General features: G+C 61.1%; 17 protein-coding genes. 7 read left to right on the forward strand and 10 right to left on the reverse strand.

Annotation, left to right across the window (positions count from 1 at the left end):
• Positions 1–80: 80 nt before the first annotated feature.
• The 8 genes from AC1ROI_RS05450 to AC1ROI_RS05485 are packed head-to-tail and all read right to left on the reverse strand — an operon-like array spanning position 81 to position 9,066.
• Positions 81–1,211: a glycosyltransferase family 4 protein gene (locus AC1ROI_RS05450; RefSeq protein ID WP_102594452.1), complete on the reverse strand. Its 1,131-nt coding sequence runs from the start codon at positions 1,209–1,211 to the stop codon at positions 81–83.
• Positions 1,212–2,342 (reverse strand): glycosyltransferase family 4 protein, encoded by a 1,131-nt coding sequence (locus AC1ROI_RS05455; protein ID WP_102594451.1) that lies wholly within the window; start codon positions 2,340–2,342, stop codon positions 1,212–1,214.
• Entirely contained in the window at positions 2,326–3,693 is a 1,368-nt protein-coding gene (locus AC1ROI_RS05460) for a glycosyltransferase family 4 protein (protein WP_102594450.1), read from the reverse strand. Before AC1ROI_RS05460 ends, AC1ROI_RS05455 begins: the two co-directional genes overlap by 17 nt.
• The gene (locus AC1ROI_RS05465) at positions 3,690–4,940 is read right to left on the reverse strand and encodes an ABC transporter ATP-binding protein (protein WP_010465439.1); all 1,251 of its coding nucleotides are present in this window, start codon (positions 4,938–4,940) and stop codon (positions 3,690–3,692) included. Before AC1ROI_RS05465 ends, AC1ROI_RS05460 begins: the two co-directional genes overlap by 4 nt.
• Positions 4,940–5,737, reverse strand: a complete 798-nt coding sequence (locus tag AC1ROI_RS05470) for an ABC transporter permease (RefSeq protein ID WP_083375406.1) — start codon at positions 5,735–5,737, stop codon at positions 4,940–4,942. The genes AC1ROI_RS05465 and AC1ROI_RS05470 overlap by 1 nt, the downstream gene beginning before the upstream one ends.
• Positions 5,738–7,180, reverse strand: a complete 1,443-nt coding sequence (locus AC1ROI_RS05475; RefSeq protein WP_102594449.1) for a mannose-1-phosphate guanylyltransferase/mannose-6-phosphate isomerase — start codon at positions 7,178–7,180, stop codon at positions 5,738–5,740.
• A gap of 3 nt (positions 7,181–7,183) precedes the next feature.
• Positions 7,184–8,155 carry a GDP-mannose 4,6-dehydratase gene (gene gmd / locus AC1ROI_RS05480; RefSeq protein WP_010465433.1) on the reverse strand — a complete coding sequence of 324 codons (972 nt, stop codon included), beginning with the start codon at positions 8,153–8,155 and terminating at the stop codon, positions 7,184–7,186.
• A complete protein-coding gene (locus AC1ROI_RS05485) occupies positions 8,152–9,066 on the reverse strand; it encodes a GDP-mannose 4,6-dehydratase (protein WP_102594447.1) in 915 nt (304 codons plus the stop codon). The genes gmd and AC1ROI_RS05485 overlap by 4 nt, the downstream gene beginning before the upstream one ends.
• A gap of 428 nt (positions 9,067–9,494) precedes the next feature.
• Between AC1ROI_RS05485 and AC1ROI_RS05490 the strand changes: the two genes are divergently transcribed.
• The 6 genes from AC1ROI_RS05490 to AC1ROI_RS05515 all read left to right on the forward strand — a co-directional run bounded on the left by AC1ROI_RS05490 (position 9,495) and on the right by AC1ROI_RS05515 (position 17,795).
• Positions 9,495–11,060, forward strand: a complete 1,566-nt coding sequence (locus tag AC1ROI_RS05490) for a glycosyltransferase (RefSeq protein ID WP_256580169.1) — start codon at positions 9,495–9,497, stop codon at positions 11,058–11,060.
• Positions 11,054–12,352, forward strand: a complete 1,299-nt coding sequence (locus AC1ROI_RS05495) for a glycosyltransferase (RefSeq protein WP_102594445.1) — start codon at positions 11,054–11,056, stop codon at positions 12,350–12,352. Before AC1ROI_RS05490 ends, AC1ROI_RS05495 begins: the two co-directional genes overlap by 7 nt.
• Before the next feature lie 52 nt (positions 12,353–12,404).
• The gene (locus tag AC1ROI_RS05500) at positions 12,405–13,562 is read left to right on the forward strand and encodes an acyltransferase family protein (protein ID WP_102594444.1); all 1,158 of its coding nucleotides are present in this window, start codon (positions 12,405–12,407) and stop codon (positions 13,560–13,562) included.
• A complete protein-coding gene (locus tag AC1ROI_RS05505) occupies positions 13,556–14,383 on the forward strand; it encodes a class I SAM-dependent methyltransferase (RefSeq protein WP_010465420.1) in 828 nt (275 codons plus the stop codon). The genes AC1ROI_RS05500 and AC1ROI_RS05505 overlap by 7 nt, the downstream gene beginning before the upstream one ends.
• 114 nt (positions 14,384–14,497) lie before the next feature.
• Positions 14,498–15,691: a DUF3142 domain-containing protein gene (locus AC1ROI_RS05510; RefSeq protein ID WP_102594443.1), complete on the forward strand. Its 1,194-nt coding sequence runs from the start codon at positions 14,498–14,500 to the stop codon at positions 15,689–15,691.
• Positions 15,678–17,795 (forward strand): hypothetical protein, encoded by a 2,118-nt coding sequence (locus AC1ROI_RS05515; protein WP_102594442.1) that lies wholly within the window; start codon positions 15,678–15,680, stop codon positions 17,793–17,795. The genes AC1ROI_RS05510 and AC1ROI_RS05515 overlap by 14 nt, the downstream gene beginning before the upstream one ends.
• Before the next feature lie 3 nt (positions 17,796–17,798).
• Here the strand turns inward: AC1ROI_RS05515 and AC1ROI_RS05520 are convergent, their stop codons facing one another.
• Complete coding sequence (locus AC1ROI_RS05520; RefSeq protein ID WP_102594454.1) at positions 17,799–18,428, reverse strand: LysE family translocator; 630 nt, start codon at positions 18,426–18,428, stop codon at positions 17,799–17,801.
• Between the two features lie 145 nt (positions 18,429–18,573).
• Between AC1ROI_RS05520 and AC1ROI_RS05525 the strand changes: the two genes are divergently transcribed.
• Positions 18,574–19,047 (forward strand): Lrp/AsnC family transcriptional regulator, encoded by a 474-nt coding sequence (locus tag AC1ROI_RS05525; RefSeq protein ID WP_010465412.1) that lies wholly within the window; start codon positions 18,574–18,576, stop codon positions 19,045–19,047.
• Positions 19,048–19,117: 70 nt separating this feature from the next.
• Here the strand turns inward: AC1ROI_RS05525 and lpdA are convergent, their stop codons facing one another.
• Entirely contained in the window at positions 19,118–20,518 is a 1,401-nt protein-coding gene (lpdA, locus tag AC1ROI_RS05530; RefSeq protein WP_102594441.1) for a dihydrolipoyl dehydrogenase, read from the reverse strand.
• Positions 20,519–20,650: the final 132 nt, after the last annotated feature.

The following is a 20,650-nucleotide window of genomic DNA, read 5'->3' on the forward strand; positions in this document are numbered from 1 at the left end:
CCCCCCCCCCCCCCCCCCCCCCCCCCCCCCCCCCCCCCCCCCCCCCCCCCCCCCCCCCCCCCCCCCCGCTCCTACAGATTTCAGGCGTAGGACAGGGATTTCTCTTCCAGCAGTTCTTCGTACAACGCCGTCCACTTGCGGCCCATTTCATCGGCGGTGAATAACTGCCGATAACGCGCCTCAGCCTTCACGCCCATTGCTGCCGCCCGCACCGGGTCTTCCCACAACGTGCGCATTGCTTCTCGGAACGCCTGTGGATTACTCGGTGGCACCACCAGCCCGGTTTCGTTGTGGATGTTGATGTAGCTTGTGCCGGTACCGATTTCGCTGGAGATCATCGGCTTGCCGTACATCGCGCCTTCGAGCAGCGAGATGCCGAACGCTTCCGAGCGTAGGTGCGACGGAAAGACGATGGCGTAGCTCAGTTGCAGTAACGCTGCTTTGTCTTCTTCCCCCAAACGCCCGAGGAAGTGAATGTTGCGCAAGCCCAAAGCCGCAGCCTGGGCGTGAAGCTCGGTTTCCAGAGGGCCGGCGCCGACAATCACCATCGGATAATCCAGGTCTTTCAAGGCGTCGAGCAGGATGTGCAAACCCTTGTAATAGCGCATCACGCCAACGAACAGGAAAAACTTATCCCCAAGTGTTTGCCGCCACTGGGCCATGCGATCGCTGTCGGGCTGTGGATAACCTGCCTTGTTCAAACCATACGGGATCACTCGGGTCTTGTGCTGAAACTGTTGCAGGACCTCGCTGGTGTGGAAGTAGTTGGGCGACGCGGCGACGATCCGGTCGGCATTGGCCAGGAAGCGGTTCATCAATGGCCGGTAAAACTTGAGCAGGTGCTTCTGGCGAATGATGTCCGAGTGGTACGTCACCACGCTCGGCTTGTTCAGGCTGCTGGTGAAGTGCACCAGGTCCATGAATGGCCATGGGAAGTGGTAATTGACCACGTCAGCCTCGGCCGCCAACTCGCGAAACTGTTTGAAGACGCTCCAGGAAAACCCCGTGGAAGCAAACTGAATGTCGAGTTTGGCCCGGTGGACTTCGTGTTGTCCGAGTTGCATCACGGGTGGGGTCGGATCGGCACTGAGTGTCAGCACCTGGCTTTCAACGCCGTGCTGGGCACCGCTTTCGCACAATTGAAAGATGACTTGCTCGATACCGCCGACCGAGTCAGGCAGGTACGTCTTGAAAAAGTGGAGTACTCGCATTCAACCTCCCATTGCCTGGCGGTAGGCGCTGGCCGTAATGCTGGCGCAGCGCTCCCAGGTAAACAGCCGTGCCTGTTGCAATCCGGCTTCCCGACAAGCCTGCCAATACGCTTGATCGTCGATCAGACGGGTCATTGCATCACGCAGGCCTTCCGGTTCGTCAGGTTCAATGTAATTGCCCGCAGCCCCCGCAACCTCTGGCATGGCCGAACGTCGAGCGAGGATCACCGGCGTGCCGCTGGCCATGGCTTCAAGAACCGGTAGACCAAAACCTTCGTAGAGCGACGGAAAAACAAGTGCCCGGGCACCGGCCAACAATTGCGCGATCTGTTCGTCAGGCAGATACCCGAGCAGGCACACATCCCCGGTGGCCAGGGCTGCGCGCAATTCATCACTGAATTGTTCGCCTTGCCAACCGGCCATGCCGGCGATCAGCAGTGGAAAACCCTGGCGCACGGCTTCCGGTAACAGGGCATGGGCGCGCAGGGCCAGCGTCAGGTTCTTGCGCGGCTCGAGGGTGCCAACACACAGGAAGTATTCCCGCGCCTCGACGCCGTGAGTCTTGAGCACCGCGTTAATGGCTTCAGGCTCCCGTGGGTGGAAACGTGCGGCCACGCCCAGCGGTGCGATGACAAAACGCTCGGCCGGCAGTGCGAAATACGCCTGGGCTTCGTCGGCAATGTACTGCGAGTCGGTAAGAATCAGACTCGCTCGCTGCACGCCGTCGGCCAGGCGCCGCTCGATTTCCCGCAGGCGCGAGGGGGGTTGCGTGTCGGGGTAGTGCAGGTGCGTCAGGTCATGCAGGGTGATGACCGTCGGGCCGTCGAACGACAGCGGCCACAGGCTCGGTTCGTGATAGAGGTCGATGGTTTTCGAGCGCCCTTGATCGAAGCGTTTCTGCTCCAGCCAGCGCCGGGCTTGATAAGCCCCCGGAATTTGTCGCAGCAACGGCGTCAGTCGCGAATAGCCGGGCATGGCGGCTTCTGGCAAGTCCGAGCTCCAGCCCCAACCGTGGAACAGTGCGAGTTCGACATCGGGCTCATCAGCAAGCGCGTTCGCCAGTTCGGCGACGTAATGGCCGATGCCGGTGCGCGGGGCTTGAAGGATCCGGGCGTTAAGGGCAATTCGCATGTTGCCTCTCTTGCACGACCGGCGCGTCTACCAGATTGCGCAGGGTGCGTTCAGCCAGTTGCGCACTGGCTTCACGCCAGCCGATCCACTGCCAGTCCGCCACGCTGCGAGCGGCCGGGAATTTCCCGGAGCGTTCGAAACCGGTGACCAGGTCCGCCAGGCTTTGCGGTTCGGCGAGGTCAAAGTACGCCATGAACTCGCCACCGATTTCGCGAAAGATCGGAATGTCGCTGCCCATGGCCGGCAAACCGCGCTGCATGGCTTCCACCAGTGGCAAGCCGAAGCCTTCAACCCACGACGGAAACACCAGCGCGCTAGCATGGGAATAGGCGTGTTCGAGGCTGGTGTCGCTCAGGTCGTTGAACATGAACAGGCGTTGGTTCAACTGTGGGTGGTTGCGCACGCGGGCGAGCAGGGCGTCGCACTTCCAGCCGATGCGCCCGGCGATGCACAGCCGGGCTTGCGAACCTGAGGCCCAGGCACGTTCGAACGCGTCGAGCAGGTAATCGTGGTTTTTACGCGGCTCGATGGTGCTGACCATCAAAAACACCGGCTCCGGTGTTTTGAACACGTGCGTCAGTCTCGGCTCGACGGCGGCGCAGGCTTCGCTCAGGTCCAGTTCGGAGCCGAGGTGAAAATAATCGAACCACAACGTATCGGCTTTGGCCGGACCCAGCCGACGCTGCAATTCCTCGCGCACCTGATCGCGCACCGTGGCGGAGATCGCCAGGTAGCCGTCGGCGGTCTGGGTGATCCAGTTGAACCACTCGTTGAAAATCTGCACCAGCCGCGTGTCGTAGAACTGCGGGTGAGTCAGCGGGATGAGGTCGTAGATCACCGAAACGATGCCCACGCCTTCACGCTTGAGCTGTTCGGCAAACGGGAAGAAATCGCTGTGCCAGGAAGAATCCAGCAACACCAGTTGATCACCCGGCTGATGCTGCAATGGCGAGCACCGTTTGGGCAGTTGATATTGGTTGATGGCGTCGATCAGGCGCAAAGGAATGCTGAAGCAGGTGATCGCCGTGAGGCGGTAGGCCACGTGCAGCAGGCGCTTGACCACTCGCGAGTGACTGCGATTGTGCAAGCGTTGATGCAGCTGCCAGAAACGATGAGCCAGCCGCTCCAGTCGCCCACCGAATGTCATCAGCCCATCAAAAAACGGGATGTTCAACGCACCGAGTTTGAGCACCCGATAGAGTTTGCCCTTGAGCATCACCACTGGAATGCACTCAACACCGTCGACGCTAGCCGGCAATTGATTGATGACGTTACGCACCACCCGCTGAATGCCCGAATTGACTTTGGGGTGCAGGAACACGTGGGTGCATTCCACCAGAAGGCGCGTCATGGCGTGCGTTCCGAAACAATCGAGTCGGAGCGGGTAATGGTGGTTTGCGCCGCCAGCCACGAGCAGCCGACGAAGTCTTCATGCCGGTTGTTGATCACATGGAACACCAGCCCGTAATCGCGCCATTCGTAGTTGCGATCCAGATGCGAGTCCAGCCGCGACAAGCTCAGGGACACGGAATAGTTGCCCTTGCCCAGGCCCATGACAAAGGAAAAACGGTACGTGTAACGCTCCCCGGCGTGCAGATCGGTCAGGGCCTTGTCCTGGCGATGGGTGTTGATGCCATACATCATCTGACCCAGGCGGTCCTTGAGTATGAAGCCGAGCACCAATCGCTCGATGTCCTGGCGGACTTCGACCTGGACTTCCAGCACCACGCTCTGACCGACCTCGGCGGCGTCGATGGAACGTTCATTCTCGTCCAGCATCCGCACACTGAGGATGGCCGCTTCACCGGTGCCGGACACGGTCTGGACTTCGCCGCCGGCGAGCATTTCCTGACGGACCACCTGGCCTTCACGCTCGGCCATCAGGGCGTTGTAGTAATCCAGGACCGCTTCGGGTTTGCCGTACATGGCCATGCGGCCGTCTTTGAGCAGGATCGCCGAATCGCAAATCGACTGGATGGCCGAGCGATCATGGGAAACGATCAGCAGGGTGGTGCCGGCCTTGCGGAAGCTGCGGATGCGTTCGAAGCTCTTGTGCTGGAAGTAGGCGTCGCCCACGGAGAGGGCTTCGTCGACGATCAGGATGTCCGGACGCTGTGCGGTGGCCACGCTGAACGCCAGGCGCATCTGCATGCCGCTGGAATAGGTTCGCACCGGATGGTCAATGGCTTCGCCGATTTCCGCGAAACTTTCGATCTGTGGCATCAGCGCTTCGATGTCATCGACCTGCATGCCCAGCAATTGCCCGGCCATGATTGCATTCTGTCGGCCGGTAAAGTCCGGGTGGAAGCCCATGCCCAGTTCCAGCAGGGCCGCCACCCGGCCTTCGAGCTCGATCTTGCCGCACGTCGGTTGGGTGGTGCCGGTGATCATCTTCAGCAAGGTGCTTTTGCCTGCGCCGTTGACCCCGACGATGCCCACCGCTTCACCGGGGGCAATCTCGAATTCGACGTCTTGCAGCACCCAGTGCTGGTGGTGGCGCAGGGGCGAAAACGGAATCAGCCACTCGGCCAGTCGGCTCCAGCGGGTCGGGTATTGCTTGTAGGCCTTGCCCAGGCCGGTGACGCGAATATGCCCCATCAGAGTTCATCCACCATTTCACCGACGCGCTGGCGAAACAGACGCAGCCCGATCAGACAGAACACTAAGCCCGTGACAAAAATCGGCAGCAGCGAACTCCAGACCGGCCATTGCCCATAAAGAAACATGTTTTGATAGCTGACGATCAGGTTGGTCAGGGGGTTGAGTTGCAGCAGGCGCTGCACCCAGTCCGGCAGGATGCTCATCGGGTAGACAATGGGCGTCAGCCAGAACCAGAATTGCAGGCAGATGCCGAAGAGTTGCCCGACATCCCGGAAGAAGACATTCAACACGCCGAGTATCATTCCCAGCCCGGCACAGAACATCATTTGCAACGCCATCAGCGGTATCAAGGCGAACAACGCCATTCCCGGCCAACGTCCGGTGATCAGCAGAAAGCCCAGGAACAGGGCCATGATGATTGCGAAGTTGATGCCCGCGTTAAACAGCACAATCACCGGCAGGCAGATCCGTGGGAAGCTGATTTTCTTCAGCAGGTTGGCGTTTTCCAGAAACATGTTCTGGCTGCGCAGGGTGATTTCCGCAAAGAGTCCCCAGGCGAGCAGGCCGGCACAGAGGTAAACGCTGTAGGCCATGCTGTCATCCACGCCCGGCAGACGCGCGCGCATGATGTGGGAAAAAATCACGGTGTAGACGATGATCATCGACAGGGGGTTAAGCACCGGCCATAGAGCACCAAACAGCGAATTGCGATAACGCGCCTGAAACTCACGCTGGACGCTACCGAAGATAAACCCTCGATAACTACGCAGCGTGCGGTATAGGGAAAGCAGCATTCAAACCGTCCTGCCGTATTGGTCTTCGAAGCGAACGATATCGTCCTCTCCCAGGTATTCGCCGCTTTGCACTTCGATGATCACCAGGTCGATCACGCCCGGGTTTTCCAGGCGATGCTTGTGACCGGCGGCAATGAAGGTTGATTCGTTCTTGGCCACCAGATGGGTGCCGGCGCCGTTGTTGGTGACCTTGGCCATGCCTTCGACGACCACCCAGTGTTCGTTGCGGTGGTGGTGCATTTGCAGCGACAGCTTGGCGCCTGGTTTGACCACGATGCGCTTGATCTTGAAGCGCGGGCCTTCCTCGAGCACGGTGTAGGTGCCCCAGGGCCGGCTGACCGTGCGGTGCAGGCGATAGGCCTCGTGCTTTTTGTCCTTGAGCTGCTTGGCCACCCGGCGCACATCCTGTGCGCGATCGGCGTGGGCCACCAGCACCGCGTCGGCGGTGTCGATGATGATCAAGTTATCCACACCCACCGCGGCTACCAGCCGGTCTTCGCTCTGGACGAAGTTGTTGTGGCTGTCGACGAACACCGCGTCACCGCTGGCGCGGTTGTTTTGCGCATCCGCCGGCACCAGCGCGGCCACCGCGCCCCAGGAGCCGATGTCGCTCCAGTCAAAACCGGCGGGCACCACCACCACTTTGTCGGAGCGTTCCATCAAGGCGTAGTCGATGGAAATGTCAGTGATCTCGGCAAACAACGCCGGGGATAATTCCTGCTGCAGGCACCCGGCCGTTTCCACGGGGGCGCTTTGCGCCATGCAGGTTTGCGTCTGCTCCAGCAGCTCGGGGGCATGGATCTGCAATTCGGCCAGCACGGTCGTCACGGAGAAACAGAACATCCCCGAGTTCCACAGGAACTTGCCGCTTTCCAGGTAATGGGTGGCGGTTTGCAGATCCGGTTTCTCGACGAAACGCTGCACTTTGGCGGCGCCTTTTTCGTCCAGTGCCGCGCCGGTCTCGATGTAGCCGAAACCGGTCTCCGGGGCCGTCGGCACCACGCCGAACGTCACCAGGAAACCATCCTTGGCCAATGCCACGGCGTGTTTGACCGCAGACTTCAAGGCGTCTTCGTTGAGGATCAAATGGTCGGCGGGCATCACCACCATGATCGCGTCATCGCCGTGCAGGGCTTGCAGTGACAGGGCGGCGGCGGCGATGGCCGGGGCCGTGTTGCGGCCTGTCGGCTCCAGCAGAAAGTGCCCGCGATGGCGACTGAGCTGCGCCTCCTGATAGTGATCCTTGCTCTGGAAGTAGTAGTCGCGGTTGGTCACCGTGACGATATCGCCCCAGCCATCAAGCAGACCGGCCGCTCGCCGATAGGTTTTGCCCAGCAGCGACTGACCGTCGGGCAGGGTCATGAACGGCTTGGGATGGCCCTCGCGGGACACCGGCCACAAGCGAGTACCGGCACCGCCGGAGAGAATCACAGGAATCAGCATGGCCTACTCCTTGGCGACGCGTTTCATGTCCGCATCCATCATCATGCGGATCAAGGTATCCAGGTCTGTTTTTGGCTTCCAGCCCAATACGCGCTGAGCTTTGGCCGGGTTGCCGAGCAGCACTTCGACCTCGGCCGGGCGGAAGAACGCCGGGTCGATCTTCACGAAGTCGCGGTAGTTCAGGCCCACGTGATCGAAGGCGATGCGGCACATCTCGCGCACGGTGGTGGTCACGCCGGTAGCGACCACAAAATCGTCAGGCTTGTCCTGTTGCAGCATCAGCCACATGGCTTCGACGTAATCACCGGCAAACCCCCAGTCGCGTTTGGCGTCGATGTTGCCCAGCAGCAATTCCTGCTGTTTGCCCTGTTTGATGCGGGCGGCGGCGTCGGTCACTTTGCGGGTCACGAACTCGATGCCGCGCAGGGGCGATTCATGGTTGAACAGGATCCCGCTGCTGGCGTGCAGGTTGAAACTTTCGCGATAGTTCACGGTGATCCAGTGACCATACAGCTTGGCCACGCCGTAAGGGCTGCGCGGGTAGAACGGCGTGTTCTCGTCCTGCTGCTCGGCCTGGATCAGGCCAAACATTTCGCTGGTAGACGCCTGGTAAAAACGCGTGTGCGGACTGAACTGGCGGATCGCTTCGAGCAGGTGAGTCACGCCCAGCCCGTCAACGATGCCGGTGGTGACCGGTTGATCCCAGGAGGCCGCGACAAAGCTTTGCGCCGCCAGGTTGTAGATTTCGTCCGGAGCGGATTTGATCACCGCGCGCTGCACCGAGCAGGCATCGGCCATGTCACCGTCCAGGTAAACGATGTCCCCCTCGACTCCCATTTCACGCAAACGCCAGCGTGCATCGCTGCTGCGACGCGCCACCAGGCCGTGGACCTTGTAGCCCTTGTCGAGCAGCAATTTGGCCAGATACGCGCCGTCCTGACCGGTGATCCCCGTGATCAATGCACTTTTTGTCATTCTTCTTTTACTCGTTTCTCCCAGTCGGACAGGATCGCCCGCAGGGATTGTTGTGTTGTGATTTCAGGCGTCCATCCTGTGGTCTGGGCAAGCTTGGCAGAGCTGCCACAAACGCGACGCTGATCCGCGCGGCGAAAACGCGCAGGATCCTGAATCAATTGCAGGTCGACCTGGGCGAGGTCCCCCAGTTGTTCGATCAGGCTGCGGATGCTCTGCTCGCGCCCCGAGCAAATGTTGTAGACCTGTCCCGGCGTACCCTTTTCCAGCAGCGCCAGATAGGCGGACACCACATCGCCCACGTCCAGGAAGTCGCGTGTGACGTCAATGTCCCCGACTTCCAGTTGCGGGGCTTGCAGGCCTTGTTTGATACGGTTGATCTGGCGGGCGGCGCTGGCGATGACGAAGCTGTCTTTCTGGCCGGTGCCGATGTGGTTGAACGGGCGTGCGACCACGACCGGCCAGCCTTCGCTCAGGCCCCATTGCAGGCTGAGGAACTCGGCCGACAGTTTGCTGACGGCATAGGGATTGCGCGGGCAGGGTGGCTGGTGTTCGGTAATGGGCAGGTCTGACTCGGTCACTTGCCCGTAGACGTCGCCGGAGCTGACGTACAGGAAGGTCCCGTTGAAGCCACGGGCCTTGAGTGCCTGAAGCAGGTTCAAGGTGCCGAGCAGGTTGATCGTCAGCGTGCGTGCCGGATCGCGGAAGGCTTCGGGAACGAAGGTCTGGCCGGCCAGGTGAATGACCGCGTCGGGCATGTCCGGCCAGAGGCCGTCGAGGGAGCCTGGCTCGCCGAGATCGTAGCGGGCGGCGACAGGCAGAAGCTCCCATTCCGAGGCATCAGCCTTCAGGCGGGTTTGGATGTGTTGTCCTACGAATCCACTGAGACCCGTAACGAACAGACGCTTTTTCAAACAGCGGCCCCTTGGTCGTGCATTTCGTCCATTCCCCACAGGCTTTATGGAGATGTCTGACAGACCGGGTGGATTCCTTGGTCGAAAGACAGGCGAAACGTTTGTTGTAGTTGTTTGGTAGCCAATCTGTGCCAATTGCGCGGCAATTTCAACAGGTCCCACCGTGACTGGTCAGTTCTCGTCAGCGTAGCCCGATTTATTCTCGCCGGGCGGTTCACGAATCCTCAGCGGATGTGTTTAGAATGCCCCTCGTCACGATTACCCAGGGTTCGGCCGGGTGGTATTCACACCCCGCGAAGCTGACCATTAAAACAAGAACGTAGACGGGCAAGAAGGCGCTGGACGACGACTGGCAAACGCCGGGTCGATCCGTGGCTTTGCCGTCATAGAGTGGGGCTGCCGGGATGGCGGTTTCATCGTGGGATGCCATGAACTTCATTCTTTACTCGGACGTCAACGACAGCTCCATCAGTCAGAGCCTCGGTCGTCCCGAATACAGTTATTACTTCGTGCTCAAGGCTTATCGCCCGGTGCTCGAAAGCCTCGGGCGGGTGCATGTGGTGTCCTCCACCGCCGAGGTCGATCCTCTCTATCGACAATTGCTGGCCACCGGCGAAGACAGCCTGTTCCTGTCGTTCACCCCGCCGCAGAAAACCCCGAACGATCTTGAATGCCCGACGATCTGCGTAGTGGCCTGGGAGTTCGACTCCATTCCCGATGAGCAATGGGATAACGACCCACGTCAGGACTGGACGCAGATGCTGGCACGCCAGGGCCGGGTCATCACGCTTTCCAGCCACACGGCCCGGGCGATTCGGCGGGCCATGGGCGAAGATTTCCCCGTGCTGGTGTTGCCCACGCCCTTGTGGGAGAACTTCGCGGCCATTCGCAGCCACCACGCCAGCGCGCCGGTGAATGCCGGTTCGACGCTGGAGATCAAAGGCTGCATCTTCGATACGCGCACGCTTGGGCTGTCTGCCGACGCGCTGATTCCCGTACCGCCGAGCGCCGAGGAACTGGCGGCGCTGGAGGCATTGAAGCCGCCGCCGTTGACGCTAAAACGTCGCTTCGTCATCGCTCGCCATTACCTGCACATGTGGCGTCGGGACATGGGTAAAACGCTGCCCGTCCCGGTGCATCGCACGCACTTTCTGAGCCAGTGGTATTGGGAAGGCATCCGCGATCTTCTTTCCGATACCGTTCATGCACGGCTTGCCGAGTATCTACCGGCTATCGCTGGCCCGCAGACGATGGCCGTGCCCGAGCCTGCACCGCGGGATTGGCCGGACACCACTTCCCGGGTTGAAACCCAGGTGGACGGCGTGGTGTATGTCACGGTGTTCAACCCTAGGGATGGTCGCAAGAACTGGCATCAATTGATCACCGCATTCTGCTGGGCCTTTCGCGAAACGGATGATGCCACGCTGGTGCTGAAGATTACCCAGAGCGACCTGTCGTCCTACTACGACGAGCTGATGACCTTGCTCGCGCAACTCTCGCCGTTCGCCTGTCGGGTGGTGGTGATGCACGGTTACCTGGATGATCCGCAATACGCCCGGTTGTACGAAGCCGCCAGTTATTACGTCAACGCGTCGCGCTGCGAGGGGTTGTGCCTGCCGCTGATGGAATTCATGGCCAGCGGTAAGCCGGTGATCGCCCCGGACCACACCGCCATGGAGGATTACATCGATGAGCGTGTGGCGTTTGTGGTCAAGTCCAGCGAAGAGCTGACCATCTGGCCACAAGACACCCGGATCATTTACCGGACCCTGCGTTATCGCCCGGACTGGGGCTCGCTGAAAACCGCCTACGAAAACAGCTACCGGACGGCCAAGGAGCAACCGCTGGAGTACCGGCGCATGTCGGGCGATGCGGTCGAGCGCATGCACGACTACTGCGCCTTCGCCCCGGTGCAGAAGCGCCTGGCGGATTTTTTCGGGCTGACGCCGCAGGCTTTGCCGGCAGCGGCCGTGACGGATAACGCCTCATGCTGATCATCATTCATTCGGAAACCAACCAGCACACCATCGCCCAGAACCTTGGCCGTTCGGAGTACAGCTATTACTTCGTGCTCAAGGAATACCGGCCGGTGCTGGAGCGTCTGGGGCGTGTGGTGGAAGTCAGAGACCCGCAGACCGAAGTCGATGCCTTGTACCGCGACGCGCTGTCCCGAGGTGAAGACTGCGTGTTCCTGTCGTTCTCGCCGCCGCATTGCACGCCGGTGCACTTCGCCTGTCCGACCTTACCGGTGTTTGCGTGGGAATTCAGCACCATTCCCAACGAACCCTTCGCGGGTGAACCGCGCAATGATTGGCGCACGGTATTGCGCGCTTCAGGCGCGGCGATTACCCATTCCAGCTACACGGTAAACGCCGTGCGCGAGGCGATGGGCGCCGACTATTCGATCGTCGCGGTGCCGGCGCCGGTGTGGGATCGATTCTCGGCACGCGGCGCCCAGTTGCAACGTCAGCCACTGGCGAGTCAGGTGCGCCTGAAGATCAAAGGCCTGGTGGCCGACAGCCGCACCCTGGACTTGCGAGCCTTTGGGCCGGCGTCGTTACGCGAAGGCGAAGGTATCGATTTCGAAGCACCGCCCCGTGAACACGAACTGGTGCTCGACGGCGTGATTTACACCTCGGTGTTCAACCCGGGTGATGGGCGCAAGAATTGGGAAGACATGCTCAGTGCCTTCTGCGTGACGTTCCGCGAGGTGGATGACGCGACGCTGGTGCTCAAACTGACCCACCACGATGCCGAAGAAGCGCTGACCGACATCCTTCACCATTTGTACAAAAACCAGTCCTATCGCTGCCGCATCGTGCTGATCTACGGCTACCTCGCGGATTCGGACTACGAGCACCTGGTGCAGGCAACCCGCTTTGTGGTCAACACCTCCTACGGCGAAGGCCAGTGCCTGCCGCTGATGGAGTTCATGTCCTGCGGCAAACCGGCGGTCGCGCCACGCACCACGGCGATGATCGATTACCTGGATGCCGATAATGCGTTTCTGATCGACTCCACCGACGAGTTGACGGCCTGGCCCCACGACCCGCGCAGGGCGTTCCGAACCCTGCGTTACGTGACGAACTGGGAATCGTTGTGCCGCGCTTATCGGGCCAGCTATGACGTCGCCAAAAACGACGCCGAGCGTTACGCGCAGATGTCCGCGCATTCGGTGGCCAGCCTCGAAAAATTCTGCAGCCAGGCCACCGCCGAGCAACGACTGAAAGCCTTCTTCGCGCAGCTCCTTGAAACCCGCATCGCTCTGGATACCCGCGAAGCATGATCCGCGCAGTGTTGAATGGGGTGGAAAACAGGGCAACGTCCAGGAGGACGGCATGAATAACGACAGACGGATCATGGACATCGAGTTGTTGCGCGGCATTGCGGTGCTCGGTGTGTTGTTTCATCACCTGCAAGACAGCCTGTTTGCGGCCCCGGTGCCGCTGTTGCAAGCCATCACCGCGTGGGGTCAGCCGTGGTGGGGCGTGGATCTGTTTTTCGCCATCTCCGGGTTTGTCATTGCGCGCAGCCTGATCCCGGCGTTGCAGGGTTGCAGCACCCGTCAGGAGTACTGGCAGCAGACGCGTAACTTCTGGCTGCGCCGGGCCTTTCGATTGCTGCCGTCAGCGTGGTTGTGGCTGGCGCTGATGTTGCTGGGCTGCATTTTTCTCAATCGCTCCGGAGCGTTCGGCACGCTGCACGCCAACCTTCAGGCGACCCTGGCCGGGGTCGGGCAGTACGCGAACTTCCGCTTCGCCGACAGCTTCTATAACTATGAGTACGGCACCAGTTTCGTGTACTGGAGCCTGTCGCTGGAGGAGCAGTTCTACCTGTTGTTTCCGCTGCTGATTCTGATCTGTCGCAAGCACCTGGTCTGGGCCTTGCTGGCGCTGGTCGCGGTGCAGTTGTTCACGTTGCGCACACCGATCTTGATGGTGGTTCGCACCGATGCGCTGGCACTCGGCATCCTGTTGGCGATGTGGAGCGCGCAACCCTCGTATCTGCGCTGGGAGCCGACGTTCCTGCGCCGTCCATGGGCCGGGGTGACAGCATTGGTCGCGCTGTCGCTGGTGCTCAGTTTCATGGCGACGGATCGCTTCACGTTCACTCATTACCGCATCGGCACGATCGCGTTGTTGTGCGCGGTGCTGGTCTGGATCGCTTCCTACAATCGCGACTACCTGCTGCCACGGGGCGTGTTGAAGAACCTGATGACGTGGGTCGGCAGTCGCTCCTACGGGATCTATCTGATCCACATACCGGCTTATTTGCTGGTGCGCGAATTCACGTTCCGCTTGCAGGGCGCCGGTCTGCCCAATCCCGGCGGCCATCCGATCCTGACACTGATGATTGCTGGCGGTTTGATCGCTTTGTTGAGCGAACTCAACTACCGCTTCATCGAAATGCCCATGCGTAACCGCGGTGCCTCGCTGGTCAAACGCCTGGGCACGTCCCGAACAGCCGCCCAAACCTCTGGAGCTACCTCATGCTGAGCCTTTTGAAGAAACTCACGGCGGGTACGCCCGTTCCCGTGGCGCCTGTGGCGGACACGGTCGAGAAGGTCGATCCGTACATGCTCGGCCTGCACGACGCGATGCTCAGCGGCTGGTTCAATCAGCAAACCGGCGAGCTGTTCACCGGGTTCCCGGTGACCGCCGAGGACACGCTACTGGACGTCGGCTGCGGTGACGGCGGTAACGTGCATTTCTGCGGCATGCGCGGGGCGAAGATCATCATCGCCGACATCGACGCGGCCAAGGTCGAAGCCACCCGACAGCGCCTGAGCGACACACCGGCGCGTGACGTCGAATGCCACGTCACCGACTGCAACCCGCTGCCGATTGCCGATGCGACGGCCACTCGCGTGGTGTCCACCGAAGTCATCGAACACGTGGACGATCCGGCGCAGTTCCTCGCAGAACTGGTGCGTGTCGGCAAACCGGGCGCGTTGTATTTGCTCAGCGTCCCGCACCCAAGCTCCGAAGACCTGCAAAAAGACATCGCCGCGCCCGAGTATTTTCAGAAGCCCAACCACATTCGCATCATCAGCGAAGAGCAGTTCAAGGCGATGGTCAGCGACGCTGGCCTGGAAGTGCTCAGCCACAGCCAGTACGGGTTTTACTGGTCGATGTGGATGCTGTTGTTCTGGGAAGCCAAGGTCGATTTCAGCAATCCTGACCACCCGTTGCTCAACCACTGGGCCGACACCTGGCAGGCCATTCTGGCGTCGCCCCGTGGCGCGCAGATCAAACAGGCGCTGGACGCGGTCGTGGCGAAAAGTCAGGTGATCATTGCCCGCAAGCCCTTGGTGTAGCCACTCTCTGTAGCCGCTGCCTTGTGGTGAGAGGATAAATCCCCTCATCACAAAGGCTCGCTCCCACAGGTTTTGTGTACCCTGTAGCCCTGTGTTTCCAGGATCAGGGATTTCATGTTGTTAGTTCGTCTTTCTGTCCTGCTTGTTGCTCTGGCACTGCTCAACGGTTGCGAGCAAACAGACGCGCCGCCGCTCGATCAGCAACTCTACGTCTGGCAACGGCAATGGACGTCAGCCCATGACGCCGCCCTGCAAGACAGTCGCGCGGACTTTTCGACCTTGCGGGTGCTGGCCTTGCAGGCGTTTCCTCAGGCGGGCTGGAGCCGGGCGCGAGTCGATCCGGCGCTGCTCAAGCGCGATGGCCGACCGCTGATTGCGGTGATTCGCCTCGACGGCCAGCTCAAGTCGCTGGATCAGGACGACGTCACGACGCACATCCAGCAAGTGCTCAGCGAGTGGCAAGGGCAGGGGCTGACGCTCTCTGGCGTGGAAATCGACCACGACGCCGGTAGCGCCCGGCTACCGGCTTACCGCGAATTTCTTACTCACCTGCGCACGGCTTTACCCACCGCTTTGCCGTTAAGCATCACCGCATTGCCTGCCTGGCTCGACAGCCCTGAATTGCCGGCACTCTTGGCGACCGTCGACAGCAGCGTGTTGCAGGTGCATGCGGTGAGTGATCCGCGTCGTGGTCTGTTTGATCCGGAACAAGCCAGGAAATGGGTAAACGCCTGGAGCCTCATCACCTCAAAACCCTTTTACCTGGCGCTGCCCGCCTATGGCGTGGCCCTGTTGCCGGGCGCCAGCGGTGCGCCGGTCGTGGAAAGCGAAGTGCCTGTCGGGCGAGCCGGCCAACGCCGGGAATTGCTGGCGGATCCCTTGCAACTGAGCGCACTCGCCGCCGAGTTGCGCGCCGATCCACCGGCGCATCTGACCGGTCTGATCTGGTTTCGTCTGCCGCTGGCGGGTGATCGTCGGGCCTGGAGCCTGAACACGCTGAGGGCCGTTGCTCGCGGAGATTCGCTCAATAGTCGGTTAAGTTTGAAACTCATCGCGCAAGACGACCTCTATGACATCAGCGTCAGCAATCAAGGCAACCTCGACAACGCCTGGCCCGAACGCGTCACGCTGGCGGTTCGCGGCTGCGACGGTGCCGATGCGCTGGCCGGTTACGCATTGCAACAAAGCCCGGATCTGCTTACCTTCACCCGCCTGCGCGACGGCCGGATACCGGCCGGCGAGCAGCGCGCCATCGGTTGGGCTCGCTGCGCACACATTGATCAAGGAGGTTCGAATGTTCACCCGTAACTGGCCCCGCCATGTGCTTTGCCTGAGCCTCAGCCTGCCGCTGGGTTCGGCGTTGGCCTGCGGGCCGGACTTCCCGATGCGCTTGCTGGACAACCGCGCCCAGTCGCTGGCGGAGCTGCCGGAAGGCAACTTCCAGTTCGAGATCAATCGCCTTGGGCATGTGATCGCAGGGCTCAAGAACGTCGAGTCGTCCCCTTACGGCCTGGAGGCAACCGACTACGCCGAGCAGCGGGACAAGGCCGAACAGGCCGGGTTGACGGCGGAGCAGCAAGCCCTGGTCAAACAGTTGCGCGCGCTGACCGAGGCCCGTCAAGTCGAGACCCAGGGCGCGAGCCTGCCGGCCGAGCTTCGTTTCTATCTGGCGGGTGCGGTGGCGTTCAACGCTGGTGATCATGCGCTGGCCGCCGAGTACTTCCAGAAAGTGCTGGCGCTGCCGGCGGATCAACGCGCCTTGCGCAGCACCTGGGCCGCTTATTCATTGGGCCGGACGCTGTTTGCCCAGAGCGCCGAAGCAGACGCAGCGCCTGACCTGTTGGCACAGTCGCGCAAAGCCTTCGGGCAGGCCCGTCAGCTGAGCATCGACGGCTTCAGCGACCCGCTGGAACTCGGTGTCGCCAGCCTCGGCGAGGAGGCCCGCGTGGCACGCACCGCTGGCGACTGGAACAGCGCCATCAATCTGTACGCCACGCAAAATCGCCACGGTTCGGCGGTGGGTTACACCTCGCTGAAGCTGTTGATGGCGGATCTGCTGGCGATGCCTGAAGATCAGTTGACCGAGTTGCTCAAGGGCAAACCGGTGCAACAACTGGTGACGGCGTCGCTGATCAGTCGCCTGGGCTGGTCATTCGGTGATCAACCGCCGAATGAACTGAAGCTGATCAAACTCCTGCAAAGCAGCACCCGGGGCAGTCTGGACAACGCGGACCGACTGGCGGCGATGAATTATCAACAGGGCGATTACACCAGCGCCAAAGCGTTCCTTGAGCATGCCGGGGACGGCGGTCTGGCGTGGTGGTTGCGGGCGAAACTGGCGTTGCGTGAGGGTGACAAAAGCGCAGCGGCTGCGGCGTATGCCAAGGCGGCCCAGGCCTTCCCGCAGAACGAGTCGTGGGGCGAGCGACGCACGCCTGACTATGATTTCGAAAGCCTGCAACCCAAGTGCCGGGTCGAGGGTGAAAGCGCGATCCTGGCGCTGCAACGCGGGGATTACCTGCAAGCGTTCGATCAGCTTTATCGCAGCCAAAGTATCTATTGGTTCGATGCCGCGACCGTTGCCGAGCGCGTGCTGACCGTCGATGAGCTCAAGCATTACGTTGACACCCAGGTGCCGGCGCCGCCAGCGCTCAGCCAGCAGGATCGCGACAACTACGTGCCGTTGCCGGTGGCGGCGCAACTGCGCAATCTGCTCGGGCGTCGATTACTGCGTGAAGAGCGCTACGACGAGGCGCTGGTGTATTTCGACAACCCCGATCTACAGAAAAAGGCCCGGTTGTATGCGCAACAGCGTCAGCTCGCTGATTCAGCGTGGTGGCCGACCAAGCGTGCGTCTGCTCTGTTCAACGCAGCCTGGACGGCACGCGAGTGGGGCATGGACATTCTGGGTTATGAAATGGCCCCGGACTACGCCACGTTTGGCGGCAATTACAGCCTGGAGACGACTGAGCTGAAGGTCGGCCCCTTGGTGGCCGAAAGTGAAGTCCAGCGCCAGCAAGCCAGTGCCGCGAAGCCCGACGAGCGCTACCACTATCGATTCGTCGCCACGGCCTTGGCCAACCGCGCCGCCGATAACCTGCCTCACACCAGCCAGGCTTTTGCTGCCGTGTTGTGTTCGGCGGCAGGGTGGAACAGCAGCCTTCAAGACCAAAGTGCGCTGTACCAGCGCTATGTCAAAGAAGGGCCCTACGTGGATTGGGCGGTGGATTTCGGCCACCAGTGCCCGTATCCCGACTTCGAGAATGCCAGCAAACGGTATGTGACCCAAGCGACTGACGCCGCCCGTTCGGCGCTGCGGCCGTACAAGTGGCCATTGCAGATCGGTGGTGTTATCGCGGTGACGGCCGCGGCGCTGGTATTGATCAACCGGCGCCGCCGTAAAGCGCAGTAAGGCTCATGCCTGTTGAACAAAGGTCAGCCGCACCGCGAAGCCGATCAACAGGCTGCCGAACACCCATTGTTGCAGGCGCTGGGCCGAGGGGCTGCGTTGCAGCCAGCGGCCCAGCGCGGCGCCGGTCAAGGCATAGGCGCTGTCGAACAGCAAACCGACGCCGACCAGCAGCATGCCCAATACCGCAAATTGCGCGAGCACCGGCCCGGCGTGAGGGTTGATGAATTGGGGCAATAACACTGAGCAGAACAGCAACGCCTTGGGGTTGAGCAGGTTGGTCAGTAAGCCGCGCTGGATGGAGGCCCGCCAGCATGGTTTTTCGCCGGTTGCGTCTGCGCCATCCAGGTTCGGCAACATCGTGGTTCGCAGGCACTGAATGCCGATCCACAACAGGTAGGCGGCTCCCACCAGGCGCACCACGTCGAAGGTCCACGGCGCAGCCTTGAACAGCGCCGCCAGCCCCAGCGCGGCCAGCGCCACATGACATCCACGAGCAATGCCCAGACCCACCGCCGTTGCCAACGCCGCGCCTTTGCCCTGACGGGCGCCGGTTTGCAGGAGCAGAATCATGTCCGGGCCGGGCAACAGATACACCACTGCCAGCGCCATGAAAAACAGCCAGAGTCCTTCCACGTTGCACCCCATTCGTTGTTGATTCGGTAGCGCCAGTCTAGGGTTGAAGGGTAGGGCAGGTGCTTGCGAAGTCAGCTTCTAAACGCTGGGTAATTGGCATAACCTGCCACTTTGTGACGATCAAACCATCAGGATCTGCCAAGCCATGAAGCTGGACGCCTACGACCGCAAGATTCTCGCCGCCCTGCAACGGGACGGGCGCCTGAGCAATGTGCAATTGGCCGACGAGATCGGTTTGTCCGCTTCCCCCTGTTTGCGTCGGGTGCGGATGCTGGAGGAGGCCGGCGTGATTCGCGGCTATCAGGCCAACCTTGATCGTGACGAAGTGGGACTTGGGCTGACGGTGTTTGTCGGGGTCAAGGTTGAGCGCCACAACGATGAACAGGCCGAAGCCTTTCGCCTGGCCGTCACCGCACTGCCGGAGGTGATTTCGGCATTCCTGGTGTCAGGGGAATCGGATTTTCTGCTGCAAGTGGTGGTGCCGGATCTACGCGGGTATGACCGCTTTCTCACCGAGCGCCTGCTGAAATTGCCGGGTGTAAGTGATATCCGCAGCAACTTTGCGATTCACACGGTGAAGACGCCGGGGGCGTTGCCGTTGGGGCATTTGCCGCTTTAGACCGAGCAGGATCGATCCCACGCGGACGGTTCGACGCCTCGACGTGGGAACGATCATCTCGCAGGCGGGCTCACATCTGCGTCGCCATCCCCTCCACATTCATCGCCGCCTGACGCAACGCCTCGGACCGCGTCGGATGCGGATGGCACGTCAACGCGATGTCCTCCGCCGAAGCGCTGAACTCCATCGCCACGCAATACTCACCAATCATTTCGCTGACGCTCGGTCCGACCAGGTGCACGCCGAGAATTTCGTCGGTGCGCTCATCGGCCAGCACTTTGGCGAAGCCTTCGGTTTCGTGGTTGATCTTCGCCCGGCTGTTGGCGGTGAAGGGGAATTTGCCGACTTTGTACGCGCGACCTTCTGCCTTGAGCTGCTCTTCAGTCTTGCCGACGCTGGCCAGTTCAGGCTTGGTGTAAATGACATTGGGGATCAAGTCATAGTTAACCTCGCCCGCCTTGCCGACGATTTGCTCGATGCACACCATGCCTTCATCTTCGGCCTTGTGGGCGAGCATCGGCCCGGACGTGACATCGCCGATCACCCACACGCCCGCAGCGTCGGTGCGATGGCCCTTGTTCGCGAGCATGCCGCGCTTGTCGGTGGTGAGGCCGACGTTTTCCAGGCCCAAACCCTCGGTGTAAGGCCGACGGCCGATGGACACCAGCACGTAATCGGCCTCAATCGTCTCGGCAGTGCCGCCCGCCGCCGGCTCCACGCTGAGCTGAACGCCGTTTGCGGACGGGGTGGCGCTGGTCACTTTCGAGCTCAACTTGAAGCTGATGCCCTGTTTGCTCAGCGAGCGCTGCAGGGTTTTGCCCGCCTCAGCATCCACACCGGGGCAGATCCGGTCGAGAAATTCGATCACGGTCACCTGGGCGCCCAGGCGGCGCCACACTGAACCCAGTTCCAGGCCGATCACGCCGGCGCCGATCACTACCAAGTGCTTCGGCACTTCGGCCAGCGACAGCGCGCCAGTGGAATCGAGGATGCGTTCGTTATCGATCTGGACGCCGGGCAGGGGAGTGGGCTCGGAGCCGGTGGCGATGACGATGTCCTTGGCACTCAGTTCGGTCTTGCCACCTTGGTTGTCGGTCACCGTCACTTTGCCCGGCCCGTCGATGTGGCCCCAACCTTTGATCCAATCGACTTTGTTTTTGCGAAACAGAAATTCGATGCCCTTGGTCAACCCGGCCACGCTTTCATCTTTCTGCTTCATCATCTGGGCGAGGTTGAGAGTGGGTTTGACCTCGATTCCCAGGTTGGCAAATTCCGTTCCCATGGCGGCGTCGTAGAGTTCCGAGGCATGCAGGAGTGCCTTGGAGGGCATGCAGCCGACATTCAGGCAGGTGCCGCCGAGGGTCGCCCGACCTTCCACGCACGCTACTTTCAGGCCCAGTTGGCCCGCGCGGATCGCTGCGTTGTAACCGCCGGGGCCACCGCCCAGTATCACGACGTCATAAGTGCTCATGGATGTACTCCTGGACTGAAAGGGAAATGGGCTGGGTAAACGTAGTCTTTGATTAAAATTATGAGCGTAATATGTGCGTTTACGGCTATTTCGGTCAAGGCTTCAGCGTAGCGACAGGTTGGGCATCTTTAG

It is taken from the genome of Pseudomonas sp. GW823-FHT02C02, assembly GCF_058797635.1.